This window comes from Actinoplanes sp. NPDC049802, assembly GCF_040656595.1.
Lineage (GTDB): Bacteria > Actinomycetota > Actinomycetes > Mycobacteriales > Micromonosporaceae > Actinoplanes.
The window spans coordinates 23,167-49,033 of the sequence record NZ_JBFAMR010000034.1 but is presented as its reverse complement, the minus strand read 5'-3'; the positions used below and the strand labels follow the sequence as shown (position 1 = coordinate 49,033).

Here is a 25,867-nt window from a genome sequence, read left to right as displayed (position 1 = left end):
TCCCTGGTGGAACGGTTCGGGTCCGAACCGCACGGCTGGTGGGAATGCGATCGGCGCCACGTCAGCGCCGCCCCTTGGGATCGAGCGCGTCACGCAGGCCGTCGCCGAAGAGGTTGAACGCGAGCACGGTGATGAAGATCGCCATACCCGGGAAGAACATGAAATGCCAGACCGTATAGAACCGGGCGGCCTCGGAGAGCATGCCGCCCCAGCTCGCCGTGGGCGGCCGGATACCGACACCGAGGAACGAGAGCGCCGCCTCGAACAGGATGTTCGTCGGGATCAGCAGAGTCGCGTAGACCAGGATCGGTGCCACCAGGTTCGGCAGCATCTCCTTGAAGATCACGTACGGGCCGCGGGCGCCGAGGCTCCGGGCCGCGTCAATGAACTCCCGCTCACGCAGCGACAGCGTCTGCCCACGGACGATGCGACCGATGTACGGCCAACTGAAGAACCCGATGATGAAGATCAGCAGGGCGATCCGCAGCGAGTCCCCGGAAAGCCCGAACGCGGTGTCCGGGATGACACCGGCCAGCGCGATCGCGAAGACCAGAAGCGGGAACGCCAGGAACACGTCCATCGCCCGGCTGATCAGCGAGTCCACCCAGCCACCGAAGTAGCCGGCCACCACACCCAGGGTGGCGCCGATGAGCACCGACAGCAGCGTCGCCAGGAAGGCGATCAGCAGGGAGATCCGCGCGCCGTAGACGACCCGGCTGAAGATGTCCCGGCCGTTCTGCGGCTCCACCCCGAAGAGATGGTCACCGCTGATCCCCGTGCCGCCTTTCGGGACCAGGGTGCTGGTGTCGATCAGGTTCTGGTGGAATTGGTTCGGCGGGTGCCCGAAGGCGTCCACGATCCACGGCGCCAGGATGGCCACCAGAATCAGGAAGATGACGACGGACCCGCCGGCCATCGCGACGCGGTCTCGTTTGAGACGGGTCCATGCGATGCGCCCGAGAGAGCGGCCTTCGATGGCCTTGCCCGGAGCAGCTCCCTCCGCGGGGTCATCCGGAACCACCGGAAGCTGGTCCGAGACCGTGCCGGGTCCAACGACCATGTGAAGTGTCCGGTCCTCTCCCGGCCGACCGAACGGCAGGAGTCCACGGTCACCGGCACGGGCACACGGACCCTGACCGATGACGATGGCCCACGCAGCGAACGGCAACCGATCGGTTAACGCATGCCTCGAGTGCCGACCCCCGTCGCACCGACCCAGATCAGGCCGACGCCACGAAGGCACTCGACGGCGGGTGTTGCCGCCATCGAGAGGAACATTCACCTAGCGCGGTGCCCCCGGTCAAGTTCACTGCCCGCACACGGGCGGTTCCGTGTCTCCTCCGTGATGTTGCCGTGACCTAGACCGTGCATAAACGGAAAGTATCCCCAGAAGAAGGCTTTCTGAGCCAAACAAGGACACGGTGTTACGGCACTGTTACGGCATGTTAAATCAAACTGCACGCCGCCCCTCGAAGGCACGACCGAGAGTGATCTCATCGGCGTACTCCAGATCACCGCCGACCGGAAGACCACTCGCCAGACGAGTCACGGCGATCCCCATCGGCTTCACCAAAAGAGCCAGATAGGTTGCGGTAGCCTCACCCTCCGTATTCGGATCGGTGGCCAAAATCAACTCCCGGACCTCCCCCGTGCCGAGGCGGTGCAGCAGCTCACGGATGCGCAGATTGTCCGGACCGATCCCCTCCAGCGGATTGATCGCCCCACCGAGCACGTGATAGCGGCCCCGGAACTCGCCGGTCCGCTCGATCGCCACCACATCCTTCGGCTCCTCCACCACACACAGCACCTCATTGGTACGGCGGGTGTCGCGGCAGACCCGGCACTGCTCCGACTCGGCCACGTTGAAGCAGATGGTGCAGAAGCGGACCAGCTCCTTCACCTTACGCAGCGCGGTGGCCAGCCGGTTCACGTCGGCCGGATCCGCGGATAGGACATGGAACGCGATGCGCTGAGCCGACTTCGGGCCCACGCCCGGCAGCCGGCCCAGCTCATCGATCAGGTCCTGGATGGCGCCTTCGTACACGGATCAGAATCCCGGCAGGGAGAAGCCGCCGGTCGCCGGGCCCATCTTCGACTCGGCCAGCTCCCGCTGCGCCTCAGCCGCGTTGTGGATCGCCGCGAGAACCAGGTCCTCCAGCGTCTCCACATCCTCCGGGTCGACGACCTTCGGATCGATCTTCACAGACTTGAACTCACCCAGACCGGTGATCACCACGGTGACCAGCCCGCCACCCGCGGTGCCGGTCAGCTCGGCCGCCGCCAGCTCGGTCTGCGCCTGCGCGACCTGCTGCTGCATCTTCTGCGCCTGCTTCATGATCTGCTGCATGTTCGGCTGTGCACCGGGGCGCATGGCACCGCTCCTCAAGTAGTCATTCGTAGTCAACCGTCAATACCGCACGGCGGTCGAAGTTACCGCCGCCAGCGTAACCGCCGCCCTCTTCATGCCCGCCACGACGCCGCCGGACACCCGGCACCACACACCGCTCCAGCCACCCGGCCCGGCTCCCATCCGGCGGCACCCGCCCTCTGCCCAGACCACAGCCGGGGACCGTCCGGATTCTGGCTGATCTTGTCCGGCTGGCCGTAGGCGCTGCCACAGCGCCGTGGAGACGACACTCAGCGCCGACCCAGCGATACCGGCCGGCCGTAGACGCTGCCACAGCACCGTCGACACGACACTCAACGCCGGCCCAGCGATACCGGCCGGCCGTAGACGCTGACACAGACTCTCCGAGAGAGCGCCCACGACCAGCCGAACAAGATCGACCACAGTGCATCGCCACCTGTGAACCGGCACACCCCACAGCCGGGCGGCGGGGTCAGAGCTCGCCGATCTTCTCCGCGCCGAACGCGGCCCGGAGCAACTGCATCGCCTGCTCCTCACCGCTCTGCCGGGCCGTCTTCTCGTCGATCACGTCGTCGAGCGGTTCGTCACCGGGGTCGAACCCGTCGAAGCTGGGAGCGGCGGCTGCGGAGGGTGGGCCGTCGTACTCGGGGTCGTAAGGTGCCTCCTCCGTCGGCGAGCCGTCCGACCACGAAGATCCCCCGGCCGCCGGCCGTGCCTGCGCCACGCCGCGTGTGCCGGCCAAGGCCGCACGCGCGGCGGCCGCACCACCACCGGAGGCGTCCTTACCGGTACGCGCTGCCGCACGCGCCGCCTCCATGGCAGCCGAGCGGGCGGGCGCCGCGGAGACGGCTGCCCCGCCCAGCGCCGAACCGCCCCCGACCGAACCACCCGCTGGTCGCGCCGCCGAACCAGCGGAGAGCGAAGACCCGCCCGCCCCGACCGACCCCACCGGCGATCCGGCGCGGGCCGGTGTCACGGACGGCCTCACCGGCGATCCGGCGCCGACCGGTGTCACGGACGGCGCCGCTGTGGGACAGCCGCCCGCAGGCTCGGCTCCACCACCCGGCCGGACGGGATCCGGCCAGTCAGACGACGTGTGCGCCGCCGGCGGGTCAGATCGGCCGGCGCCCGGCCTGGCCGGCTCGGGCCAGTCTTCGCCGCCCGCCGCTGAGCCGGCCCGCACCGAACCCGGACGCGAGGGCTCCGCCGACACGGGCGGCCGGACGGGCTCGGGCCATCCACCGTCACCCGCCGCGGAACCACCCGAAGGCGTGGCACCGCCGTCCATGGCAGGAGGCCGAGCAGGCTCGGGCCGATCACCGTCACCGGCCACGGCTCCGCCGGCGGGCGAGACACCACGCTCCGCCACCCCCGGCCCCGCTGGCTCGGGCCAGCCGACATCAACCGTCTCGGACGAGACCCCACGATCTGTCGCCGGGGTCTGTGCGTGCCCGGCCGTCACCGACGGAGCGGGCCTCGACACGTCCGACGAGGCGCCGGGCCGGACCGGCTCGGACCGGCCGGTGTCCGCGGCCGGGCCTCGCCGGTCGCCACCGACGGTCTGCGGAGGCCGCGCGGGCTCCGGCCAGTCGCCGGCGCCCACTGGGTGCGGCCGGTCGTCGCTCTCGGGGGCGTGCGCCCGGGCGCTTCGGTCGGCCGGTGGGCGTGCCGCCGCCGGCCAGTCGTCCTCGCTGTCGGCGGACGGGCCACGCTGAGCCGGACGGGACGGGCGGGGCTCGGACCGGCCGGTGTTGCGCTCCGGGCCGGCGTTGCGCTCCGGTGCGGACGGGTGGGCGGGTCCGGCCGCGCCGGAACGGTTGTCGCCGGCCGGGCCGCGGGCCGGGCCGGAGCCCGGCGGGTCACCCACCTCGCAACGCACCTGCCAGCGACCGCCGAGGGCCTTGCTGAACTCGTCGGCGAGCAGCTCGTTGAGGTTGCGCATGCGGGCGACCAGGCCGGCGGTCGGCGCCGTGATGACCACCGCCTGACCGTCGACGCGACCGAGTGCCACGCCGTGCGACTGGGCCGTGCCGACCCGCTGGTTGGTCTGTGTGAGCTCTTCCCAGACCGCCCGGACCCGGTCGAACTCGGAGACCCGGGGCGCGGGCGGCTCGTCGTCCCACGGGGGCTCTTCGTCGTATCCGGCGTCCATCGGGCGCCGGCCCTCCGCCACACCGTTCCAATCCGGCTCCGGGCCGGCCGACCGCGAAACCGGCCGGGAGGAGGGCGCGGCACCGCCGGCCTGCTGAGCATCGGAGGCGGCACTGTCCGACGAATGCGTGGTCTGGCCGGACCCGGCCGAAGAAGACGCGGCCGCGGCGGCGTCCGCCGAAGAAGCGGTGCCCGAAGCAGGGTCCACTTGACCGTGGACGGTTTGGGCGGCACCGGCCGGCTCCGGGGCGCCCTGCCCGGACACGGACTGCCCGGACACGGACGGGGCAGCCGGGGAGACCGGGCGCACCACAGCCGGGCCGGGCCGGGAGGAGGCGGCCCGGGCCGCGGCCATGGCGGCAGCCTTGGCGCCGCCACCGGCCGCGGCACCCCGGGTCACGTCACCGGTGGGGTCGACGGCTGGCTGCCCACCTCGGACCTCCACGGAGGCAGCCGGGACGCCGGCGGCGGAACCGGAAGCCGGTGGACGGGTGATCCCCTGCTCCAGGCGCTCCAGGCGTTGCAGCAGCGCCGCCGACGACGCCTCCGCGCCCGGCAGCAGCATGCGCGCCGTGAGCAGCTCCAGCAGGAGGCGCGGCGCGGTCGTACCGCGCATCTCCACCAGGCCGTTGTGCACGATGTCGGCGCAGCGGGAGAGGGTGGCCGCGCCCAGCCGGGCGGCCTGGCCGGCCATCGCCTCGAGCTGGTCGGCGGGACCGTCGATGAGGCCCTTGGCGACCGCGTCCGGCACCTGCTGGAGGATGATCAGATCGCGGAGGCGCTCGAGCAGGTCGGAGGCGAAGCGGCGGGGCTCGTGGCCGGCTTCGGCGACCCGGTCGATGGTGGCGTAGGCGGCGGCGCCGTCACCGGTGGCGAGGGCGTCGCACATCTCGTCGATCAGGGCGGCGTCGGTGACGCCGAGCAGGGCGACGGCGCGGCCGTAGGTGACACCCTCCGGCCCGGATCCGGCGATCAGCTGGTCGAGGATCGACAGGGTGTCCCGGGCGCTGCCGCCGCCGGCCCGCACCACCAGCGGAAGCACCGAGGGCTCGACGGTGATGCCCTCGGCGTCGGCGAGCTGCTGCAGGTACGGCCGGAGGACCGCGGGCGGGATGAGCCGGAACGGGTAGTGGTGGGTGCGGGAACGGATGGTGCCGAGCACCTTGTCCGGCTCGGTGGTGGCGAAGATGAACTTCACATACTCCGGGGGCTCCTCGACGAGCTTGAGCAGCGCGTTGAAGCCGGCCGGCGAGACCATGTGCGCCTCGTCGATCACGTAGATCTTGTAGCGGCTGCCGGCGGGCGCGAAGAACGCCTTCTCCCGCAGCTCACGGGCATCGTCGACGCCACCGTGGCTGGCCGCGTCGATCTCGATGACGTCGATCGATCCGGCGCCGTCGTTGGCGAGCGACTTGCAGGAGGCACAGACGCCGCACGGCTCCGGGGTGGGGCCCTGCTCGCAGTTGAGCGAGCGGGCCAGGATGCGGGCGCTGGAGGTCTTGCCGCAGCCGCGTGGACCGGAGAAGAGATAGGCGTGGTTGAGCCGCCCGCTGCGCAGCGCTTGCGACAGCGGCTCCGTGACGTGCTCCTGGCCGATGACCTCGGCGAAGGTGCGCGGACGGTATTTGCGATAGAGGGCGAGAGCCACTCCTGCCACCTCCTGAAGACCGCGTCATTCTCCGTCGAGGGTCTGACAAGAACAAACGGCGTGCCCCGGAAGAGACCGGAAACGAAAGGACCCCCCGTGCACCCGTCAGAGCCCGCTTATCCTTGCTGCCTTCCGGCCCTGGGGAGGTTCACGAGATACACGCCGCACGAGGGGCTGATCGCTAGCCTACCCGGTGCGCCGCGTGCCACGCAGACCCCCTCCCCGTGCGTACCGAACCGGGAAGCGTCTGTATTCTGGCGCACGGAGGATTCGCCTAGAGGCCTAGGGCGCACGCTTGGAAAGCGTGTTGGGTTAACACCCTCACGAGTTCGAATCTCGTATCCTCCGCCAGCTTCGGCAGCGGAAACACGCAAGGCCGGACCCATCGGGTCCGGCCTTCTCGCTACCCGCTTCCCGTGTCCGTTTCGGCTAGCCGGCCTCCGCCGCGCGGCGGAGCGCCTTCTCGATCATCCTGGGTGCCATGGCATCGTCAGGCACGGACAGTTGGATTGCGACCGCGCGCTGGAGGATCAGGTAGCTCTGTCGGCGCGGCTCCGACGGGAACCGATAGATCACCGCTTTCCCCGTCGAACTCTTCCGGGTCGCTCCGCACTTCTCCGCCTGGTCGGCGAGGATGCGAAGGCCTCCGCTGGAAGGTCTACCGAACAGCAGGATGCGCTCCTCGACGGTTTTGCCGGAGGCGCTGAGGAGGGACGTGCCGGCGGCGTAGTAGGCACCCTCGGTGCGATGGCCGGCCCATTCCTCGAACATGAGGTCACTGAGCAGGTCGCAACTCTCCGGCCATGCCGGACCGCCGTCGCATGCTTCGCCGAGGTTGAACGCGTTTCGCCACATCGCGTCCTGCTCGTCCGTCGGCCATGCGTCGCCGGGGGTGAGCAACCAGCGCGGCTTGGTCTCAACGGCGCACGTTGCCGATACAGGCTGCACCAGCGAGGGCTGCCCGGAGGCGACGGCACTCGATGACGCAGTCGGCGCCGTTGAGGGATGGCTGGACGACGGCTGCGCATCGCCGGCGTCACAGGACGTGAGCATGCTTAGTGCCAGCACGGCGCCCACTGCTCGACCGAGGGCTCTCATCAACTGTCCTTAATGATCGGAGGTGGCGGCTACTCGTCACAGTAGATCTTTGGCACGAGCCTTCGACGTGCCGGCCTCCGGCGTTCGCCGCACCACACGGCACCTTCATCCGGATCCGGGTCTTCCGGCCAGCTCTACCAGGGCGAACGTTGAAGGCCGGGCCGATTGCCGGGCCTTCTGTCGTGGTGGCCCCGCCGTGGGGCGTCCAGCGCGGCCGGTCTATTGTCGGTGACGAAAACAGTGCGGGCGAGGGCCGGCTTCCGATCGGAGCCGGCCCTCGCCTTCTTCGGTTCGTCCGGCGATCCGATTGCCGGGTCGGCCGTTCCGTTTGCCCGATTTCGCGGTCGCCTTCGGCGCCGCTGGCGTGACCCACCGCCACAGGATGACCCGCACGCCCGCCGACCACGGTCACCCAGGGCTTTTCCGGCGCGGAGAGACCGTGATTTCGGTACGCCGAACCGGTCCCCGGTCGAGGCCGGCGCCGTTCGCCGTGACGCCCCCGTCCAAGTCGGCGGCTTCTCGACGCCGGGCCACGGTCTAGATCTGAGCGGCCGCTATCGCGTCCTCCACTTCCGGGAAAATCGCGAAATATCGGCTCAGTCCGACCGTCTCCAGCAGTTGAGCGAGGAACGGGTTCGGACCGGCGAAGCTCAGCCACCCCCCGCGCGACGAGATCACCTGTTTGCTGGTGATGAACGCGCTCAGTCCCACCGAATCGCAGAACTTCAGCGCGGTCAGATCGACCACGATCCGCGGCACCGGGCGCTCCAGCAGGCCGGCCAGGGCGGCGTACAGCTGACCGGCGGTGTCGGCGTCGAGTTCGCCGCGCAGGTGCAGCACGGCGACGTCGGAGCGGTGATCGGTGACTGTGGCGTACATGATGATCGGCTTCCTACCAGTGTGATGGGAATTCAGGCTAGATCCAGAACTTCTCCACTCACCGGACAGAGCGTGCGTCAGGCAACACGAACGGGCCGGACCCGCATGGGGTCCGGCCCGTTTCGAGGCTGGCCGGGACAGTCAAGCAATTGCGGCGCAACCTTGGGGGGCTCCTGGCGCGACTCTCGGACTCAGAGCTCGCGCCACCGCCAGCGTGGACCACGCCACGCGTCGGCCAGGATCATCGCTGACGCCTTGCCGGGACACTGCTGCACCTTCGACTTGCCCTCGGGGCCGCCCATCTGGGCTTCAACCTCCCAGACCGCGCCGTCGGTGCGGACGTAGACGTCTCGGCGCGCGAGCCGGACGTCGCCATTCCACCAGTGATGCTCAACTCTCACGTGTCAAATCTAGGACAGACATCGACGAATCTGGGTCGAGTGATTCTGCGAATGTTTCTCGCCGCCCGGTCGGAACCACATTGTCTGATCCGGTGTATTTGACGAGCGTGACTTGCGCAACACCCTATGTATTAGGGCCGTCCCCGGTTGACTACACAACGTGATCCAGGGCCCTGAACTGGGAAGAAACACGGCTGTTACAAAACGCACGCTGATCATGGAGAACAGCCGAACGGATGAGCCACCGCTCACGCTCTCGGCCGATCCGGCAACTGGCGACGGAGCGTAACAGGATCAAGGGCCAAAAGATAGAGAAGCCCGGTCCGATGGACCGGGCTTCTCCAGTGGCGGTGGCGGCGGGATTTGAACCCGCGGAGGGCGTAAACCCTCACACGCTTTCGAGGCGTGCTCCTTAGGCCACTCGGACACACCACCGGGAAGTACGTTACCCGACGCTGGAACGCGCTCGCCGCGGGGTCACCCATAACCCGCCGTCACCGGGCTGACCTGGCAAGATCGAACCTATCTACACGGAAGACGGAGACAACACATGAGCGTGCACATCGGTGGTAAGCCCGGTGACATCGCCGACCGGGTGCTGCTGCCCGGCGATCCGATGCGGGCGAAGTGGATCGCCGAGACCTTCCTGGAGGACCCGGTCTGCTACACCCAGGTCCGGGGAATGCTCGGCTTCACCGGCACCTGGCAGGGCGTCCGGGTCTCGGTCCAGGGCTCCGGCATGGGCATGCCGTCGGCCTCGATCTACACCCACGAGCTGATCAACGAGTACGGCGTGAAGTCGGTCATCCGGATCGGCTCCTGCGGCGCCCTGGCCATGGATCTCAACCTCGGTGACGTGATCGCCGCGATCGGCTCGGCCACCGACTCCAACATGAACCGCGCCCGCTTCGACGGGCTGATCGACTACGCGCCGGTCGCCGACTTCGGTCTGCTGCGCACCGCGGTCGACGTGGCCGAGGCACAGGGTGTGCCGATGCGGGTCGGCCCGATCCTGGCCGCCGACGCCTTCTACACCGACCGTCCCGACCTGTACGACGCTCTCGCCGACTACGGCGTCCTGGCCGTCGAGATGGAGTCGGCCGCGATCTACACCATCGCCGCCCGGTACGGCGCCAAGGCACTGACCATCCTCACCGTCAGCGACCACATCAAGCGTGGTGAGGCGATGGAGTCGGCACAACGCGAGCAGGGCTTCAGCAACATGGTCAAGATCGGCCTCAATACCGCGATCGCTTGACCGGCCGGACGTGGGCGCTGTCGAACGGCGTTCAGACAGCTCTCACGGCCGGCTGAGGTGGATCCCTCAGCGGAAGAAGTCGCGCAGCAGGGTGGCGCACTCGGTTTCCAGGACGCCGCCGTAGACCTCCGGACGGTGGTTGAGGCGGCGATCCCGGACCACGTCCCAGAGCGAGCCCACCGCGCCCGTCTTGGGCTCCCAGGCGCCGAAGACCAGCGTCGACACCCGGGCCAGGACCAGGGCGCCGGCGCACATGGTGCACGGCTCCAGGGTGACCACCAGCGTGCAGCCGTCGAGCCGCCACTCGCCCCGGCGGGCGGCGGCCCGGCGCAGCGCCAGTATCTCGGCGTGCCCGGTGGGGTCGCCGGTGAGTTCACGCTCGTTGCCGGCGGACGCCAACTCGGCGCCGTCCGGTCCGAGGACGATCGCTCCCACCGGGACGTCGCCGGGTGAGGTGGACGCGACGGCGAGCGCGCGCCGCATCCACTCCTCGTGCCGCCTACGGCGTGTCACGCCTCGCGCAGCTCCTCCATCTCGTCACCGCAGCCGATCTTCTGGCAGATCTCGGCGGTGACGTCGGACGGCAGCATCCCCTCCATACCGCACAGGGCGAGCAGGCGCTGCGCGCTCACCCCGAGGTCGCCGAGCAGTTCGGCGTCACCGACCGGGTCGGCGTCCGGCTCGGCCGGTGTGCTGTCCTCATCGCTCGCGGCCAGGTCGTCCAGCCCGAGGGCCGGCGCCTCCACCTCACCGAGCAGTACCGAACCGATCCGCGACTCCTCGGCGAACGCCGAGTCGGACCCGAAGACCCGCAGGTCCTCGCCCTCGTCGAGGCGCAGGATCGCGAGGTACTCGTCGTCGCTCTCGACGAACAACAATGCGAGGTCGGCGTCCGGCTCGGTATCCCGCAGCGCGTCCACCACCTCGTCGATGTCGGCCAAACCTGAAAGGTCCAGCTCCGACGCCGTCCATCCGCTCTTGGCACGGGCGACAGCGGCAGCGAAAATCGACACGATTCCCCCAACGCGACTTTTATCTCTCAGCGCCTGACGGTAGCGGGTGCGGCGGCAGGTGCATCGCGCCACGCCTTGACCGGCTCGAAGTCAGTTCACCAGGCGACGTCGCGTGGCGATCAACTCACGGAGCCTGAGGCCGCGGAGACGTTGTGATGGCATCGACTCACGGGACGACTTCGCCTGGGCGAGTGCCGCCAGCAATTCGAGACGTCGACGGCAGCGATCGGGGTCGAGCCGTTGTGGCGAGGGGGCCATGAAGCCGAGAGTGCCGAGCCGTACGGCGTTCGTCAAGGGTCGATGGCCATCTCGGCAGAACCACTGCTCAGGGCTACCGAGAGGGCACGTGTGGTGGTCGTCTCACCAGAGCGGGAAGTCGTGGGTGGCGACCCAGCGGAGCGTCACGAACAGCAGTGCGATCGACAGGCCGAGGCCACTCGCGACGGCCACTCCGACGGCCACCCCGCGGTCGCCGAGGACGGCCAGAAGCAGGGCGACCAGCCAGGCGGCGACCGCCGCGCCGATGGTCCACCAGGCATACGACGCCAGACTGCTTCCGAGACTGCCGAACAGCACGAACCACGCCGTGGTGGCGGCCAGCCCGGCGAGGACCGGCGCCGCGGTCACCGGATGCGGCTCCCGATAGGTGGGCCGCGGCGGTGGTCCGGAGAACGGCGGGGACGGCTGCGGAAGGTTGCGCGGCGGCAGGTAGCCCGGGGGCGGCGGCTGGGCCGCGGGCCAGGAGCCTTGCCGGTCAGCCATCTGTCGCCCGCCTCCTGTCACGACGTTCCCCGATGCAGCCTAGCCAACCCGTTCATCGGTACGCGGTCTGCACGATTTCCCCTCATCTGCCAGGATGTCGCGGTGCGTTCACTCCGTACCCTCTCTGGTTTGACGATCGCGGCGGTCTGCCTGGCCGGCTGCGGGTCCACCAATGGGTCGGCCACGCCGGCCTCGACCCCGCAGTTCGTGGATCCGGTGGCACCGTCGTCCGCGGCCGGACCGTCGCTGACCGCGTCGGCCCCGGCGGGTGCCGCTCCGAGCGTGAGCACGAAACCGTCCGCGCCGGCGAGCGCGTCCCCGTCGGCGTCGGAGCCGGCCACCACCAAGGTGAAGTACGTCTTCCCGGTGGACGCGCCGAACGTCGACTGGCACAACACCCACTCGAAGTACCCGGCGACCGACCTGTTCGTGAACTGCGGCTCCCGGTTCGTGGCCACCACGAGCGGGCGGGTGCTGGAGGTGAGCCTCACCGACACGTACGTCGAGGGCAAGCCGGACGGGCCGGCCAACGGCGGCCTGTCGGTGTCGATCCTGGGCGACGACGGCGTGCGCTACTACGGCTCGCACCTGAGCAAGGTGCGGTCCGGCATCCGGCCCGGTGTGCGGGTGAAGGCGGGGCAGTTGCTCGGCCTGACCGGCAAGACGGGCAACGCCAACGACGTCTGCCACGTGCACTACGGCATCTCGCCGCCGTGCGCGAAGACCGGCGACTGGAAGGTGCGGCGCGGCGTGGTCTGGCCGTACACCTACCTCGCCTCGTGGCGAGAGAACGGCCAGAAGAGCCCGGTCGCGTCGGTCGCCACCTGGAAGCGCAAGAACAACTGCCAGGCTTAGGCTCTGCGTCGTGAGTACAGCGGTGATCGGTCTCGGGCTGATCGGTGGTTCCCTGCTGCGGGCGCTGGCCGCGGCCGGACACGACGTGGTCGGCTACGACGCCGATCCGGAGACCCGGGAGGCGGCGCGCGCTGCGGGGTTCCGGGTCGCCGGCACGGTGCCGGACGCGATCCGGGGCGCGGAACTGACCGCTCTGGCCGTACCCCTCACGGTGTTGCCTGACGTGATCGCGGAGATGGCCGGTCACGACGGCCTGGTGACCGACGTGACCTCGGTGAAGGGTCCCGTCAGGGACCTGATGAAGGGTTTCCGGTTCGTCGGCGGGCACCCGATGGCCGGCAAGGAGACCTCGGGATTCGCGGCGTCCGATCCGGGCCTGTTCGAGGGCTGCACCTGGGCGCTCTGTCTGGAGCCGCACGGCACCGACCTGGCGGACTGGCTGTTGCTGGCCGGGCTGTTCACCTCGATCGGTGCCCGGGTGGTGCCGGTGACCGCCGCCGAACACGACACCGCGGTGGCGCAGATCAGTCACGTGCCGCATCTGTTCGCGGCTGTGCTGGCCACCCAACTGCTGGCGAACCCGCTGGCCGGGACGCTGGCGGCCGGCTCGTTCCGGGACGCCACCCGGGTCGCCGCGACCCGTCCCGAACTGACCGCGGCGATGTGCGGCGGCAACTGGAGCGCCGTGCATCGGGAGTTGAGCCGGGTGATCGGTGATCTCCAGCAGCTGGAGGAGGACCTGCTGCTCTCGGATCCGGTGTCCGGGCTCTCGACCTACCTGGCGCTCGGCTCACGGGTACGGCGCGCCTGGCCGCCCCCGCCTGGTGCGACGGTGACGGTGGCGGCCGACGTGCAGGCGCTTCTGGCGCTGGGCCGGGCGGGTGGATGGGTGACGTCGGTGAACGGCACCGAGCTTCTCGGAATGCGGCCGGAAACTGACCTCTATCTCTCCTAACGTGATGGGTGACGCCAGCAAGCCACCGCTTAGGAGTTCCGATGCCCGGTCAGGTCCGCCCCGTCACCGATGAGCAGGACGGTCTGCTCGCCTACCTCGCCCAGATGCGTTACGTGATCAAGTTGACCGCGTTCGGGCTCACCCCGGAACAGCTGCGGGCCACGCCGAGCGCCAGCGAGCTCAGCGTCGGCGGGCTGATCAAGCACTGCGCCTCCACCGAGGAGGGCTGGATGACGACCGTGCGTGGAGAGGCGCAGCCGGTCGACTACGAGGCCTACGAGCGCAACTTCACGATGGCCGGCGGGGAGACCGTCGAGGAGTTGTTCGCGTACTACGACCGGGTGGCGGAGTCGACCGAGAAGACGGTCCGGGACATCGCCGACCTCGACCACCCGGTCCCGATCGACCACTCGGTGCCGTGGAACCCGAAGGAGTACGACGCCTGGTCGCTGCGGTGGGTGCTGCTGCACCTGATCCAGGAGACGGCGCGGCACACCGGGCACGCCGACGTGATCCGGCAGACCGTCGACGGCGCCACCGCGTACCCGCTGATGGCGGCCGCCGAAGGCTGGCCCGAGTCCCCGTGGATGAGGCCCTGGACGAAGGAGGGCTAGGGCCTCTCACCCCGGTCCACGCGGATCACCCGGCGATCCGTGACGATCGCGGTGACCAGGTCGTACGGGGTGATGTCGAAGGCCGGGTTCACCGCCTCGCCCCAGGCGGTGACCTCGGCCGGACCCCGGTCCTCGATCTCCACATGGGCGCCCGACGGCGTGTCCACGTCGACGGTGGACTCCGGCGCCACCACGAGGAACGGGATGCCGGCCCGCCGTGCGCCGAGCGCATGCGCGTAGGTCCCGATCTTGTTGATCACGTCGCCGTTGGCGCAGATCCGGTCCGCGCCCAGGATGACCGCGTCCACCTCGCCGCGGGCCATCAGGAACGGCCCGGCCGAGTCCACCGCCACCCGGTGCTCGATACCCCACCGTGTCAGCTCCCATGAGGTGAGCCGGGCGCCCTGCAACAGCGGCCGGGTCTCGCTCGCGATCACCCCGGCCAGCCGGCCACGGTGATGGAGCTCGCCGACCACGCCGAGGGCGGTGCCGATGGTCACCGCGGCCAGCCCGCCGGTGTTGCAGTGGGTGAGCAGCCGGGGGCGGTCCCCGCACAGTTCGGCGACCAGGTCCGCACCGATCCGGGCCATCGCCGCCGACGCCTCGATCTCCTCGTCACGGATCAGGCAGGCCTCGGCCAGCACGGCCTCCGGCCCGTGCGGCAACAGCGCGGCGGCACGACGGGCGCCGCGGGCCAGGTTCACCGCCGTCGGGCGCGCGCTCTCGATCTTTCGTACGGCCACCGACAGCGCCACCGGATCGTCGGAGTGGACACGGGCCGCCAGCGCCACCCCGAAGGCCCCGGCCACGCCGAGCGCCGGGGCGCCGCGCACCGCCAGCGACTGGATCGCGGCGATCAGCTCGCCCACGGTGTGCAGCCGCAGCACCCGCTCCTCGGCCGGCAGGGCCGTCTGGTCGATGATCTCGACGGCCCCGTTGACCCAGTCGATGGTGCGCATCAACGGTCGGCCCGCTCGTTCAGGTGGATCAGGATCTTCTCCAGGGCGTCCTGGCTCTTGCCCAGCTCATCACCGGTCCAGCGGGCCTTGATCCGGACCGTGGAGCCGTCGTGCAGGTCGACCTCGGCGCTGATCGGCACCGGCTTGACGATCCGGGCGGCGGTGATCTCCTCGTACGGCAGGTAGCGGTAGATCTGGGCCAGCGTGGCCGGGTCACTGCCGGCCAGCATCGCCTTGAGCCGCTTCTCGCCGTCGTCGGTGCCCTTGGGCGCGGGCACGAGGACGAGACCGTTGTCCAGGATGATCAGGTCGGTCTCCTGTCCGTCGACGCGTACGTTGGCGAGCGCCCCGATCACGTCCGAGCCGCCGGCGGTGGCACGGGACTCGACGACCCGGGCCGCGTCCACCTTGATGCCGAGCACGCCGAGCCGGTGGCGGGCCTCCTCCACGGTCTCCGGGACGACCGCCAGTGCGGCGATGCCGGAGTAGTCGACCGGCTCGCCGTCCCGGCCGACCAGCCGCGCCGGGGCGGACCAGGAGTGCTGGTATCCGGCCACCCCGGACCGGATGGCGGCCAGGGTGATCAGGTCGTCCATCGGGTCGGCGAAGGCGAGCGCCGCCTCCTTGCGGGTGGCGTCCGGGAAGAACTCGGCGGCCAGTTTGCCCAGCTTGCCGGCGGCGGTCAGGTCGAGGATCTCGGCGAGGCCCGCGTCCGGTACGCCGAGCAGGCGGGCCGCGGACCGGAAGATCCGGTCGGCGCCGCGCTGCTGGGCCGCGGTGATCGAGGCGGCGGTGAACTCCGGCCACGGCAGCACGGTCCGGTCGCCGAAGTCGAAGACCTCGGCCTGCAGGGCCCGTCCGGCCTCGTCGAGGCGGGGCAGCAGGATCGCGGCCGGGCGCCGGTCGGCGGCATGCTGAACCGGGGGCAGCGCCCGCATCGCGGTGATCCGCTCGCCGAGGGCCGGGTGGGTGTCCCACACCGAGGTCTCGTGGTCCGGTTCCATGTCGCGCAGGCCGGCCAGTTCTTCGGTGCGGGCCGCGTGCAGCTGCCCGAAGCCGCCGAAGACGTCGTCCGGGGCGAAGCCGAGTTCGACGCCGCCGTTGATGTAGCGTCCGAAGTAGAAGTTCCAGGCGGTGGCGACGACCGGCAGCTCGCGCATCACGCCGACGGCCGCGTCGGCGCCGGCCACCCGGACCGCCACCTCGTCGGCCTCGAACTCCTGGCGCCGGCCGACCGCGTTGCTGACCAGGCGGAAGAGGCGGCCGTAGCCCTTGAAGACCCAGCCGAAGACGTTGTACCGGCCGACCCGGCTGAGCGTCTCGTGCATGGCGAGCCGGCCGCGGTAGGTGATCGCGCCGAGCCGGGTGTGCGAGCCGGAATAGTGGCCGAGCTCGTGCCCGAGGACGGCCCGCAGCTGGTCCATGGTGAACGTCTGCAGCAGCGGCATGCCCAGGTAGAGCCGGCGGGTGCCGCCGAGCAGGCCGAGCAGTCTGGCGTCCTCGCTGACCGCCGCGTTGACCATCGGCACCAGGCGGATCTCGTCGGGGGCGCGGGTGCCGGCCGAGGCGGCCAGCTCGCGGACCGTCGCCCACAGCTGGGGCGCCTGCTCCGGGCTGATCAGCATGCCGCTCGGCTCGTCCGGTTTGGCGCGGAGGGCCTGCCACAGGCCGGCGACCACCGCGCCGACCGCGGCCAGCAGCAGCCAGCTGAGCTTGGCCGCGCCGGCGCCGTGCATGTGCGACCAGATCTCGTAGAGCAGCCAGCCGACGAGGGCGAGCTGCAACAGTCCCAGCACGTAGAAGCCGACGAGCATCGCCACCGAGACGGCGGCGCGCAGCGTAGTGGACATGACGGCGTGTTCCCTTCCCCCGGGCCGCCCGTCCGGGCGGCCGTCGGAAGATACCGACTTCGATATCGGACCGGCAAGATCCGTTCGAGGCCATAGGCTGCGGTTATGGCTACTCGTGATCCGGTCGCCGATCTGCGGCGCATCGCGTTCCTGTTGGAGCGGGCCAACGAGGCGACGTACCGGGTGCGCGCCTTCCGGTCGGCGGCCGCGACGGTGGCCGCGACCTCGCCCGACGAGCTGGCCGCCCGGGTCGAGGCGGGCACGCTGGCGAAGCTGCCCGGCATCGGCGACGTGACCGCGCGCTGCGTGGCCGAGTCGCTGGCCGGGGAGGAGCCGGTCTACCTGCGCCGGCTGGCCGCCACCGAGGGCGCCGATCTGCCGGCCGCGGCCGCCGCGCTGCGGTCCGCGCTGCGCGGCGACTGCCATGTGCACTCGGACTGGTCGGACGGCGGCTCACCGATCGAGGAGGTGGCGCTGGCCGCCGCCGATCTCGGCCACGAGTACTTCGTGCTGACCGACCACTCGCCGCGGCTCACCGTGGCCCGCGGGCTGACCGCCGACCGGCTGCGGCGTCAACTCGATCACGTGGCGATGGTGAACGAGGCGCTGCCCGAGGGGTTCCGCATCCTCACCGGCATCGAGGTGGACATCCTCGACGACGGGAGCCTGGACCAGGAGGAGGAGCTGTTGGCCCGGCTCGACGTGGTGGTCGGATCGGTGCACAGCAGGCTGCGCGACGATGCGGCCCGGATGACGCGGCGGATGGTGGCCGCGATCGGCAACCCGCATCTCGACATCCTCGGCCACATGACCGGGCGCAAGGTGGCGGCGGCCGGCGAGGGCGACGCCGCGCACCGCCGGGCCCGGACCAGGCCGCCCAGCGAGTTCGATCTGGAGAAGGTGCTGGCCGCCTGCCTCGACCACGGCAAAGCCATCGAGATCAACTCTCGGCCGGACCGGCTCGACCCACCGAAGCGGATGCTCACCGTCGCGGTGGAGGCGGGCTGCGTGTTCAGCATCGACACCGACGCGCACGCCCCCGGCCAGCTGGACTGGCTGGATTTCGGCTGCGAGCGGGCCGCGCTGTGCGGGGTGCCGGCCGGCCGGGTGGTGAACACCTGGACGGCCGAACGGCTGCTGGAGTGGACCGGATCACACGGTTGAGATCGGCGTAGGGTCGGCGGCGTGGGACGAATTGACGAACTCGCGAACCGATACGTCGACGAATGGGCCGCGCTCAATCCGACCGGTGCCACCGCGGCCGGCATAGCGGGCTACGGGGACAAGACCGACGACCTCTCGCCGGAGGGGTTCGAGGCGCAGGCCGAACTGCTCCGCCGGACCATCAACGATCTGGACGTGACCGAGCCGGAGCACGAATCCGAACAGGTCGCCAAGGACGCCATGATGGAGCGCCTGGGGCTCCAGCTGGCGCAGTACGACGCCGGCTATGTGAGCACCGACATCAGTGTCATCACCAGCGCCCTGCACGAGCTGCGGATGGTCCTCGACGTCATGCCCACCGAGGGTGAGCAGGCGGTCGCCGACATCACCGCCCGGCTGAACGCCTTTCCGCACGCCCTGGCGCAGTACCGGCGGACCCTGCTCGAGGGCGCCGACGCCGGCCGGGTCAGCGCCCGGGCGCAGTTGCTGGCCGTGGCCGAGCAGTGCGAGGCGTGGACCGATCCGGCGCGTGACGACTTCTTCCACGGCCTGGCCCGGCGGCTCGGCGCGTCCGGCGGTCTGGCCAGGGAGCTGGAACGGGGCGCGGCGGCGGCCACCGCGGCGACCGCCGGCTTCGGCGATTTCCTGCGCGGCGAGCTGGCCCCGCGCGGGCGGGAGAAGGAGGCGGCCGGACCCGAGCGGTACGCGCTGGCCTCCCAGTACTTCCTCGGCGCCAAGGTGGATCTGCTGGAGACGTACCTCTGGGGCTTCGCCGAGCTGGACCGCCTGGAGCGGGAGATGCGCGCCGTGTCGGCGGTGATCGCCGGCGCCGGGGCGTCGGTGGACGAGGCGGTGGCCGTCCTGGACGCCGACCCGGCCCGCAGCATCCGCGGCAAGGAGGCGTTCCGGGACTGGATGCAGGCTCTCTCCGACCGGGCGATCACCGATCTGAACGGCGTGCACTTCGACATCGAGGGCCCGGCTCAGAAGCTGGAGTGCTGCCTCACCCCGACCAGCGACGGCGGCATCTACTACACCGGCCCGAGCGAGGACTTCTCCCGTCCCGGCCGGATGTGGTGGGCGGTGCCGGAGGGCCAGGAGGTCTTCTCCACCTGGCGGGAGGTGACCACCGTCTACCACGAGGGTGTGCCCGGTCATCACCTCCAGGTCAGCCAGACCCTGCTGCGGGCCGACCGGCTGAACCGGTATCAGCGGCTGCTGTGCTGGTGTTCCGGGCACGGCGAGGGCTGGGCCCTGTACGCCGAGCGCCTGATGGACGAACTGGGTCACCTGACCGATCCGGGCGACAGACTCGGCATGCTCGACGGTCAGGCGCTGCGGGCCGCCCGGGTGATCGTCGACATCGGCATGCACCTCGAGCTTGCGATCCCGCGGGACAATTCGTTCGGTTTCCACCCGGGTGAGCGATGGACGCGGGAGTTGGGCTGGGAGTTTCTGCGCGCGCACACCCGGCTGCCGGACGAGGTCCTGCGGTTCGAGTGGAAACGCTATCTGGGGTGGCCGGGGCAGGCGCCCGCGTACAAGGTGGGCGAGCGGATCTGGTTGCAGGCTCGCGACGAGGCAAAGGTTCGTAAGGGAAGTGATTTCGACCTCAAGGCGTTCCACCGGGACGCTCTCGATCTGGGGTCGCTGGGGCTCGATCCGCTCCGAAAGGCACTGGCCAGGATTTGAGTCATTCGGGTCTCTCCGTACCGAAACCGGGACGGAGAGACCCGCCCTTCAGTATTTGATTCACTACTCTAAGTGCGTTTTTCCCGCTGAGCGATCGTTCAGATACGTTCCGTGAATGCATCTCCGCTTAGATGTAACAAATCCGAAGTAGAACTCATATTCACGTCCCGCCTAGGGGACGGATACGATCTCCCGCGGCGCTCCTCACTTAGTTCCGGAAGCCATGTGGACTGGGCCTTTCTCGATCTGGCCACAGCCTTGGCGTTCGTACAGCGAAGTCGGCAGTGTCGCGTATCCCCCGATCAGCCGAGCGAACTCTGACCCTTGGAAAGGGGTTTTCTGAGGATTTCTCGGATAGATTGACCCGGATCGGTGCGCCCGCATGGCTACTCTCCGTAGCCCCCCCATTGGCCCATCGCGTGTGCATGGCGGAGGACTAAAGCAATGTCAGTCTCGGTGAACGGCCGGCGAACGCGTTTACGCTCCGCCCTCGCGGTGGTGCTGACGGTTCTCGTCGTGCTGCCGACCGCAGCCCTGTTCCTGCGCGTCCTGAACGAGAACACCACTCTGCGGGACGAGACAGAGCTCAAACAGAAGGGCGTCGAGTACCTCGCGGCGCTGGCCCCGCTGGTCAGCGCGCTCGCCGAGTCGCAGTCACAGGCTCTCCAGGGCGTCTCCGCCGAGCCCGCCTCGCTGACCGCCGCGGTCGCGCGCGTGCAGGGGCTGGACGAGCGCCTCGGTGAAGACCTGGACACCACCAGCCGCTGGTCCGGCCTCAAGGAGAAGATCGGCCGCCTGCCCGGCATCTCCGGGTCCTCGCAGACGATCTACGACTCCCACGTCGAGGTCGGCGAGCTGGCCCTCGAGCTGTACGGCGAGATCCGGGAGAGCACGAAGCTCAACATGGACCCGCAGAGCGACATCTGGTTCCTGCAGGAGACCATCACGGTGAACATGCCGGAGGCGGTCACCAACGTCAGCCGGATGAGCGACTCGGCCAACATGCTGGCCGGCGCCAACCAGCGCCAGCGGGCCGCGCTCCAGGTGCAGCTCGGTGTCGCCGTCTCGAACGTCGAGGACAGCGTCGCGGAGCTGACCGACAACCTCCAGGCCGCCGCCGAGGACACCGAGAGCTCGACCCTCGCCGGTAACCTGGTGAGCAACCTCGACTCGTTCCGCCGCGGCATCGAGGCCGCCAACCGTGGCGCCAACTTCGGTGGCAACCCGGACGTCTCGACGCTGGTGACCGCGCAGAGCACACTCTCCACCGCGCTGAACGCGCTGACCACGGTGACCCTCAAGGAGATGTCGACGCTGCTCGACGAGCGCAGCGACGAACTCCGGGTCCGCCAGATCGAGGCCTGGGCCCTGCTGGGCGTCTCCGTCGTGCTGCTGCTGGTCGCGGCCTTCTGGACCCGGAGCCGCGCCGTCAAGGTCAGCGACTCGGCCGACGCCGGCCGGGACGTCTCGGTGCGCGACGACAGCACCGGCCCCGGCTCGCCGCCGGCGGGCGCGCACAGCGCCGGTCCGTACGACTCGGCTCCCAACTACGGCGGCAGCGCTACTGGGCGGGAGCGTTCCAGTGCTCTTCGGTAAGTTCCGCATCCTGGGCAAACTCGCCCTGCTGGTGCTCGTACCGCTGCTCGGGGTCCTCGGCCTCAGCATCCCGGTCATCTACGAACGCGTCGACGCGGCCCGGATCGCGGAGAACACCTCGGACACCGTTGTGCGGGCCACCTCGGTGAGTGCGGCCCTGATCGAGCTCCAGGAGGAACGGCTGCTCTCGGTCGGCTTCCTGCTCGGCCTGGTCGACCAGACCGCGTTGGTCCTGCAGAGCGCCGAGGCCGCCGACATGGTGGCCGAGCTGGCCGAGGACGAGGACGCCCCGATCGAGCTGCGCCGTGCCGTCACCGGCGCGGCCCGCCTCAACAGCACCCGGCAGAACGTGCTGAACCGGACGATCGGTGCCACGGACGTCGTCGACGACTTCACCGGCGCGATCACCCCGCTGATCGACGGTCTCGGCCTGACCACCAGCGCCGACCTCACCACCGAAACCGGCCAGCAGGTGTACGCCCTGGAACGCGCCATGCGTTCCGACGACCTGATCAGCCAGGCCTCCTGCTACCTGGCCGCGGCCGCGGTGGCGGCCAAGAACCCGCAGGACGCCAGCCTGCTGCTGAGCAAGTTCAACGCGGTGTTCAGCCAGATCTCGGCGATCATCACCTCGTCGAAGGTCTACTTCACCGACGCGCAGTACAAGCTCTACCTGAACACTCAGCAGGCGTTCGCCTCCCGGGTCGGCCCCAAGTTCAACACCGCCCTGGAGCAGAACCCGACCCAGGCCCTCAAGGGCCTGCGGATCAAGACGCTCTACCCGTCGCTGCAGTCGGTGACGATCCTCGGTAGCTTCGTCGAGCAGCGTGTGGCCCAGGACGTGGACATCACGGTGAACACGAACCGGGAGAGCGCCATCCGGCAGGCGATCCTCCTCGGTGGTGGCACGTTCCTGCTGCTCATCCTGGTCATCACGCTCTCCATCTTCATGGCCCGCGCGGTCGCCCGGCCGCTGCGCCGCCTGACCGTCTCGGCCGACCGGATCGCCCGCGCCGCCGAGTCGGAGCTGGAGCGCGTGGCCGACGACGAGGCCGAGGCCCAGGTCCGGCCGATTCGACTCGACCCGGTCGACGTCGAGGCCCAGGACGAGATCGGTGACCTGGCCCGCGCGTTCGACCGCGTGCAGACCACCGCCGCCCGGCTGGTGGAGCGCCAGGTTCTCGGCCGCCGTAACGTCGCCCAGATGTTCGGCCACGTCGGCCGTCGTACGCAGAACCTGGTCGGCCGTCAGCTGAGCCTGATCGACTCTCTGGAGCGCAAGGAGACCGACAGCGACCGCCTCCGCGAGCTGTACCGGCTGGACCACATGTCCAGTCGTCTGCGCCGGAACGCGTCCGCGCTGGTCGTGCTCTCCGGTGGCGCCGGCGCGAACGAGCACATGGCACCGCTGGCCCTCTCCGACGTGGTGCGACTCGCCCTCGGTGAGATCGAGGACTACACCCGTGTCGAGGTGGACATCCCCGAGGACATCGTCGTGGTCCCGGCCATCCTGGCCGACCTGACGCTGCTCCTGGCCGAGCTGCTGGAGAACGCCACCTCGTTCTCCCCGCCGCACACCACCGTCACGGTCACCGCCGACGAGCTGCGTGGCGGCGCCCGCCTCGCGATCATCGACCACGGCCTGGGCCTCGCACCCGAGCGTCTGGCCGAGGAGAACGCGCGACTGACCCGCCGTGAGCGTCTCGACCTGGCGCCCACCGAGGTTCTGGGTCTCTTCGTGGTCGGCCGGCTCGCCCGCCGGCACGGCGTCGAGGTGACCCTCACCGACACGCCCGACGGCGGTCTGACCGCCTGGATCGACCTGAACCCCTCGCACCTGGTCACCCGGGTGGAGAACCTCAGCGCGATCCCGGCGCCGAGCTACCCGTCGCCGGTTCCGGCCGCCGCCTTCCCGTCCGCCCCGGTTCAACCGCGGATCCAGGCCCCGGAGCCGGTCGCCCCGGCGCCCGCCTATTCGGGCGCCCTGCGGGGCAACACCACCGAGGTCGCGATCGCCAGCGGCGCGGTCCGTTCGGTGCCGGGCAGCCAGCAGCCGTTCGACCCGGTGGTGCTCGGACGGGCCACCGAGATCGTCGAGGCGGGCCAGTCGTGGAACGCGTTCGGTGCGCAGACCGCGCCGGCCCTCGACCCGGCCCCGGCACAGGACCTGTACGCGGGACAGCCGGTCTACGACGCCGAGCCGGTGTACTCGCCGCGCCCGGCCTACCAGGAGCCGGCGCCCGCCTACGACCTGGGCACCCCGGTGGCCGGCCGCGTCCCGAACGCGCTGCCGGAACTGCCCGCCGGGAAGTCGTCCTGGAACACCCCGATGCCTTCGGAGACCGCCTGGGCCCCGGCCGCCATCCCGGCGCCGGTCAGCCCGGAGCCGTACACGCCGGAGCCGTACACGCCGGAGCCGTACACGCCGGAGCCGGTCGCCGCTCCGGCTACGCACCGGGAGGAATCCGCCGCCCCGCTGCGCCGCCGGGTTCCCGGCAGCCAGCTCCCGGCCGCGGACACCACGGTTCAGCGGATGGCCGTGCCCACCACGCAGGACGACGCGCTGGCGGCCCGGGCCATGTTCGACGCTTTCGAGGCGGGTGTCAGCCGGGCCCACGGCGACATCAGCGACACCAGCGTCTCGATGCAGGCTCCCCACCTCAGTGCTCCGGCATGGGAAACCCCGGCTCCGGCGTGGGACACTCCCGCTCCGGCCTGGGAGGAGCCCGCTCCCGCATGGGAACCGCCGCCCGCGCCGGTGGCTCCGCCGGCGCCGCCGTCGTCCAACGGTGGCGCACCGCTGACCCGTCGCGTGCCGGGCGCCACCCTGCCTCGCGACGAGATGCATCAACCGATCACCCCGCCGGCCCCGGCCACGCTCGACCCCGAGGCCGCCCGAGCCCTGATGGATCAGTTCGAGTACGGGGTCGCACTCGCACTGAATGAGAGTCAGCCACAACACGAGGGACAACCGCGATGACTTCCCCCTACTCCACCGCGCAAAGTCAGCTCAGCGCCGAGGCCAAAACCTTCAACTGGCTGCTGGACTCGTTCACCTCCGGTACAGCGGGCGTGATCGAGGCCATCGCGGTCTCCTCGGACGGCCTCCTGATGGCCATGTCCGCGATCAAGGACCGGCCCAACGCCGAGCGTCTCGCGGCCGTGGTCTCCGGCTTGACCAGCCTCGCCGGTGGTGCGGCGAGCTGGTACCGGCTGGGCGCCCTGAACCGGGTCATCATCGACATGGCCGACGGCTACCTGCTGGTGACCGCGATCAGCGCCGGCTCGGTGCTGGGTGTCATCGCCGACCGTTCCGCGAACCTGGGCACCCTGGCGTACGAGATGACTCTCTTCGCGACCCGTGCCGGCGGTGCTCTGAGCCCGCGCCTGATCGCCGAGCTGAAAAACGCGGTTCAGCAGTGACCTACCCGGACCCCGACGAACCGGTGCCTCCGGCGCGACCCGGAGTCCGGCCGTTCCTGCAATCCGGTCCTCAGCACTCGACCGGCGGCTACACCCCCACCGGGGAACACCCGCCGGTCGAGGCATCGACCAATACGCTGCGCCCGTTCGTCATCACGGCCGGGCGAACCGATGGAAGCGATCCCGACATCGGTATGGAGACTCAGGTGACGCTGGTGCCCGGTGCACCGCCGTCCCGGCTCTCTCCGGAAACCAGGGCGATTGTGGCTCTCTGCGAGGAGAGCCCGATTTCGGTAGCCGAGATCTCCGCACGCCTTCGCCTGCACCTGGGCGTGACCCGAATCCTGGTCGGCGACCTACGCGCCTCCGGCCAGCTCGACGTCCACGTGCTGGACAACGACACACCTGACCCCGAGACCATCATGCGAGTGATCCGTGGACTTCGATCCATCAGCTAACCGCGTCGTCGCCACCGCGCGCATACCCGGCGTACCGGAGCCCAAGAAGGCCCCGGTACCGGTAAAGATCATCGTGGCCGGCGGCTTCGGGGTCGGCAAGACGACCACCGTGGGCGCCATCTCCGAGATCTCGCCACTGACCACCGAGGCCGAGATGACCTCGGAGTCCGTCGGCATCGACAACCCCGGTCAGGCGACCATGAAGACCGGCACCACGGTCGCGATGGACTTCGGCGTCCTCACCATCGACCAGACGCTCAAGCTCTACATCTTCGGTACGCCCGGACAGACCCGTTTCGCCTTCATGTGGGACGATCTGGTCCGCGGCGCCCTGGGTGCGCTGGTTGTGGTGGACACCAACCGGATCGACGACTGTTATCCGGCAGTCGACTACTTCGAGCGCCAGGGTCTCCCGTTCGTGGTCGGTATCAACACCTTCAACGGGCAGATGTCCTACAGCATCGACGAGGTCCGGTGGGCCCTCGCGGTCCGCGAGGACGTTCCGGTCATATCCTTCGACGCACGGTTCCGAGCATCCGTGCGGGACGCCCTTCTCGTGGTGCTGGACCAGGCACTCGACAAGGCGATCCGGATGAAGTCGTAGGGTGTGACCGGGCGCCCGGTCACGGATTCCGCCGCGAACCCCGGGCGGGACGGTTCCCAAACCGGCCCGTGGAGGAGCAGAGTGGAAACCGGGCGGCCGCGTTAGAAAGAGGACGGTGA

The 25,867-nt window shown here is 70.0% G+C and carries 23 protein-coding genes, 2 tRNA genes and 1 other RNA gene; 12 read left to right on the top strand and 14 right to left on the bottom strand.

What is annotated here, in order from left to right; all coding sequences use genetic code 11:
- Window positions 1-61 precede the first annotated feature (61 nt).
- The 5 genes from AB0I88_RS23545 to ffs all read right to left on the bottom strand — a co-directional run bounded on the left by AB0I88_RS23545 (window position 62) and on the right by ffs (window position 6,346).
- A complete protein-coding gene (locus tag AB0I88_RS23545; protein ID WP_361028245.1) occupies window positions 62-1,060 on the bottom strand; it encodes an ABC transporter permease in 999 nt (332 codons plus the stop codon).
- A 390-nt stretch (window positions 1,061-1,450) separates the two neighbouring features.
- Entirely contained in the window at window positions 1,451-2,044 is a 594-nt protein-coding gene (gene recR / locus AB0I88_RS23540) for a recombination mediator RecR (protein WP_361028242.1), read from the bottom strand.
- 3 nt (window positions 2,045-2,047) lie between these two features.
- The gene (locus tag AB0I88_RS23535; protein WP_361028353.1) at window positions 2,048-2,347 is read right to left on the bottom strand and encodes a YbaB/EbfC family nucleoid-associated protein; all 300 of its coding nucleotides are present in this window, start codon (window positions 2,345-2,347) and stop codon (window positions 2,048-2,050) included.
- Window positions 2,348-2,840: 493 nt separating this feature from the next.
- Window positions 2,841-6,167, bottom strand: a complete 3,327-nt coding sequence (locus tag AB0I88_RS23530; RefSeq protein WP_361028239.1) for a DNA polymerase III subunit gamma and tau — start codon at window positions 6,165-6,167, stop codon at window positions 2,841-2,843.
- 82 nt (window positions 6,168-6,249) lie between these two features.
- Window positions 6,250-6,346: signal recognition particle sRNA small type (gene ffs, locus AB0I88_RS23525), an RNA gene on the bottom strand.
- A gap of 84 nt (window positions 6,347-6,430) precedes the next feature.
- Here ffs and AB0I88_RS23520 point away from each other — a divergent pair.
- Window positions 6,431-6,518: transfer RNA gene (locus AB0I88_RS23520), tRNA-Ser, on the top strand.
- Between the two features lie 78 nt (window positions 6,519-6,596).
- On the opposite strand, the gene AB0I88_RS23515 is transcribed toward AB0I88_RS23520, so the two are convergent.
- The 4 genes from AB0I88_RS23515 to AB0I88_RS23500 form a co-directional block, all read right to left on the bottom strand.
- Complete coding sequence (locus AB0I88_RS23515; RefSeq protein WP_361028236.1) at window positions 6,597-7,244, bottom strand: hypothetical protein; 648 nt, start codon at window positions 7,242-7,244, stop codon at window positions 6,597-6,599.
- A 558-nt stretch (window positions 7,245-7,802) separates the two neighbouring features.
- Complete coding sequence (locus AB0I88_RS23510; RefSeq protein WP_361028233.1) at window positions 7,803-8,144, bottom strand: STAS domain-containing protein; 342 nt, start codon at window positions 8,142-8,144, stop codon at window positions 7,803-7,805.
- 191 nt (window positions 8,145-8,335) lie between these two features.
- On the bottom strand, window positions 8,336-8,545 hold the full coding sequence (locus AB0I88_RS23505; RefSeq protein ID WP_361028230.1) for a hypothetical protein: 210 nt from the start codon (window positions 8,543-8,545) through the stop codon (window positions 8,336-8,338).
- Window positions 8,546-8,890: 345 nt separating this feature from the next.
- A tRNA-Ser gene (locus AB0I88_RS23500) sits at window positions 8,891-8,980 on the bottom strand.
- Between the two features lie 115 nt (window positions 8,981-9,095).
- Here AB0I88_RS23500 and deoD point away from each other — a divergent pair.
- Window positions 9,096-9,803, top strand: a complete 708-nt coding sequence (deoD, locus tag AB0I88_RS23495; RefSeq protein ID WP_361028227.1) for a purine-nucleoside phosphorylase — start codon at window positions 9,096-9,098, stop codon at window positions 9,801-9,803.
- Window positions 9,804-9,869: 66 nt separating this feature from the next.
- Here deoD and AB0I88_RS23490 read toward each other — a convergent pair whose 3' ends face one another.
- The 3 genes from AB0I88_RS23490 to AB0I88_RS23480 form a co-directional block, all read right to left on the bottom strand.
- Entirely contained in the window at window positions 9,870-10,316 is a 447-nt protein-coding gene (locus AB0I88_RS23490; protein ID WP_361028224.1) for a nucleoside deaminase, read from the bottom strand.
- Window positions 10,313-10,816: a tRNA adenosine deaminase-associated protein gene (locus AB0I88_RS23485; protein ID WP_361028221.1), complete on the bottom strand. Its 504-nt coding sequence runs from the start codon at window positions 10,814-10,816 to the stop codon at window positions 10,313-10,315. Before AB0I88_RS23485 ends, AB0I88_RS23490 begins: the two co-directional genes overlap by 4 nt.
- A 360-nt stretch (window positions 10,817-11,176) precedes the next feature.
- Window positions 11,177-11,578, bottom strand: a complete 402-nt coding sequence (locus tag AB0I88_RS23480; protein WP_361028218.1) for a hypothetical protein — start codon at window positions 11,576-11,578, stop codon at window positions 11,177-11,179.
- A 135-nt stretch (window positions 11,579-11,713) separates the two neighbouring features.
- Here AB0I88_RS23480 and AB0I88_RS23475 point away from each other — a divergent pair, with 135 nt between their 5' ends.
- The 3 genes from AB0I88_RS23475 to AB0I88_RS23465 are packed head-to-tail and all read left to right on the top strand — an operon-like array spanning window position 11,714 to window position 14,002.
- Complete coding sequence (locus AB0I88_RS23475; protein ID WP_361028350.1) at window positions 11,714-12,433, top strand: M23 family metallopeptidase; 720 nt, start codon at window positions 11,714-11,716, stop codon at window positions 12,431-12,433.
- Between the two features lie 10 nt (window positions 12,434-12,443).
- A complete protein-coding gene (locus AB0I88_RS23470; protein WP_361028215.1) occupies window positions 12,444-13,388 on the top strand; it encodes a prephenate dehydrogenase/arogenate dehydrogenase family protein in 945 nt (314 codons plus the stop codon).
- Window positions 13,389-13,429: 41 nt separating this feature from the next.
- Window positions 13,430-14,002 carry a DinB family protein gene (locus tag AB0I88_RS23465; protein WP_361028211.1) on the top strand — a complete coding sequence of 191 codons (573 nt, stop codon included), beginning with the start codon at window positions 13,430-13,432 and terminating at the stop codon, window positions 14,000-14,002.
- Here AB0I88_RS23465 and mtnA read toward each other — a convergent pair.
- Both mtnA and AB0I88_RS23455 read right to left on the bottom strand, forming a co-directional pair.
- Window positions 13,999-14,961, bottom strand: a complete 963-nt coding sequence (mtnA, locus tag AB0I88_RS23460; RefSeq protein ID WP_361028208.1) for an S-methyl-5-thioribose-1-phosphate isomerase — start codon at window positions 14,959-14,961, stop codon at window positions 13,999-14,001. The two genes, AB0I88_RS23465 and mtnA, sit on opposite strands and share 4 nt — an antisense overlap.
- Window positions 14,961-16,811, bottom strand: a complete 1,851-nt coding sequence (locus AB0I88_RS23455; protein WP_361028205.1) for a M48 family metallopeptidase — start codon at window positions 16,809-16,811, stop codon at window positions 14,961-14,963. Before AB0I88_RS23455 ends, mtnA begins: the two co-directional genes overlap by 1 nt.
- Window positions 16,812-16,916: 105 nt before the next feature.
- Between AB0I88_RS23455 and AB0I88_RS23450 the strand changes: the two genes are divergently transcribed.
- From AB0I88_RS23450 to AB0I88_RS23420, 7 genes are all read left to right on the top strand, one after another.
- A complete protein-coding gene (locus tag AB0I88_RS23450) occupies window positions 16,917-17,975 on the top strand; it encodes a PHP domain-containing protein (RefSeq protein WP_361028202.1) in 1,059 nt (352 codons plus the stop codon).
- A 21-nt stretch (window positions 17,976-17,996) separates the two neighbouring features.
- Window positions 17,997-19,667, top strand: a complete 1,671-nt coding sequence (locus AB0I88_RS23445) for a DUF885 domain-containing protein (protein ID WP_361028199.1) — start codon at window positions 17,997-17,999, stop codon at window positions 19,665-19,667.
- Window positions 19,668-20,183: 516 nt separating this feature from the next.
- Entirely contained in the window at window positions 20,184-21,263 is a 1,080-nt protein-coding gene (locus AB0I88_RS23440; protein WP_361028196.1) for a hypothetical protein, read from the top strand.
- Entirely contained in the window at window positions 21,250-24,243 is a 2,994-nt protein-coding gene (locus tag AB0I88_RS23435; protein ID WP_361028193.1) for an ATP-binding protein, read from the top strand. The genes AB0I88_RS23440 and AB0I88_RS23435 overlap by 14 nt, the downstream gene beginning before the upstream one ends.
- A complete protein-coding gene (locus tag AB0I88_RS23430; protein ID WP_188120236.1) occupies window positions 24,240-24,686 on the top strand; it encodes a roadblock/LC7 domain-containing protein in 447 nt (148 codons plus the stop codon). The genes AB0I88_RS23435 and AB0I88_RS23430 overlap by 4 nt, the downstream gene beginning before the upstream one ends.
- On the top strand, window positions 24,683-25,144 hold the full coding sequence (locus AB0I88_RS23425; protein WP_361028189.1) for a DUF742 domain-containing protein: 462 nt from the start codon (window positions 24,683-24,685) through the stop codon (window positions 25,142-25,144). The genes AB0I88_RS23430 and AB0I88_RS23425 overlap by 4 nt, the downstream gene beginning before the upstream one ends.
- Window positions 25,122-25,748 (top strand): ATP/GTP-binding protein, encoded by a 627-nt coding sequence (locus tag AB0I88_RS23420; RefSeq protein ID WP_361028186.1) that lies wholly within the window; start codon window positions 25,122-25,124, stop codon window positions 25,746-25,748. The genes AB0I88_RS23425 and AB0I88_RS23420 overlap by 23 nt, the downstream gene beginning before the upstream one ends.
- Window positions 25,749-25,867: the final 119 nt, after the last annotated feature.

Excerpts from the sequence above, each read along its gene's own strand:
- AB0I88_RS23535 (WP_361028353.1), bottom strand. The coding sequence starts at position 2,347 with ATGCAGCAGATCATGAAGCAGGCGCAGAAGATGCAGCAGCAGGTCGCG.
- mtnA (WP_361028208.1), bottom strand. The coding sequence starts at position 14,961 with ATGCGCACCATCGACTGGGTCAACGGGGCCGTCGAGATCATCGACCAG.
- AB0I88_RS23480 (WP_361028218.1), bottom strand. The coding sequence starts at position 11,578 with ATGGCTGACCGGCAAGGCTCCTGGCCCGCGGCCCAGCCGCCGCCCCCG.
- AB0I88_RS23545 (WP_361028245.1), bottom strand. The coding sequence starts at position 1,060 with ATGGTCGTTGGACCCGGCACGGTCTCGGACCAGCTTCCGGTGGTTCCG.
- deoD (WP_361028227.1), top strand. The coding sequence starts at position 9,096 with ATGAGCGTGCACATCGGTGGTAAGCCCGGTGACATCGCCGACCGGGTG.
- AB0I88_RS23430 (WP_188120236.1), top strand. The coding sequence starts at position 24,240 with ATGACTTCCCCCTACTCCACCGCGCAAAGTCAGCTCAGCGCCGAGGCC.
- AB0I88_RS23455 (WP_361028205.1), bottom strand. The coding sequence starts at position 16,811 with ATGTCCACTACGCTGCGCGCCGCCGTCTCGGTGGCGATGCTCGTCGGC.
- AB0I88_RS23465 (WP_361028211.1), top strand. The coding sequence starts at position 13,430 with ATGCCCGGTCAGGTCCGCCCCGTCACCGATGAGCAGGACGGTCTGCTC.
- AB0I88_RS23510 (WP_361028233.1), bottom strand. The coding sequence starts at position 8,144 with ATGTACGCCACAGTCACCGATCACCGCTCCGACGTCGCCGTGCTGCAC.
- AB0I88_RS23450 (WP_361028202.1), top strand. The coding sequence starts at position 16,917 with ATGGCTACTCGTGATCCGGTCGCCGATCTGCGGCGCATCGCGTTCCTG.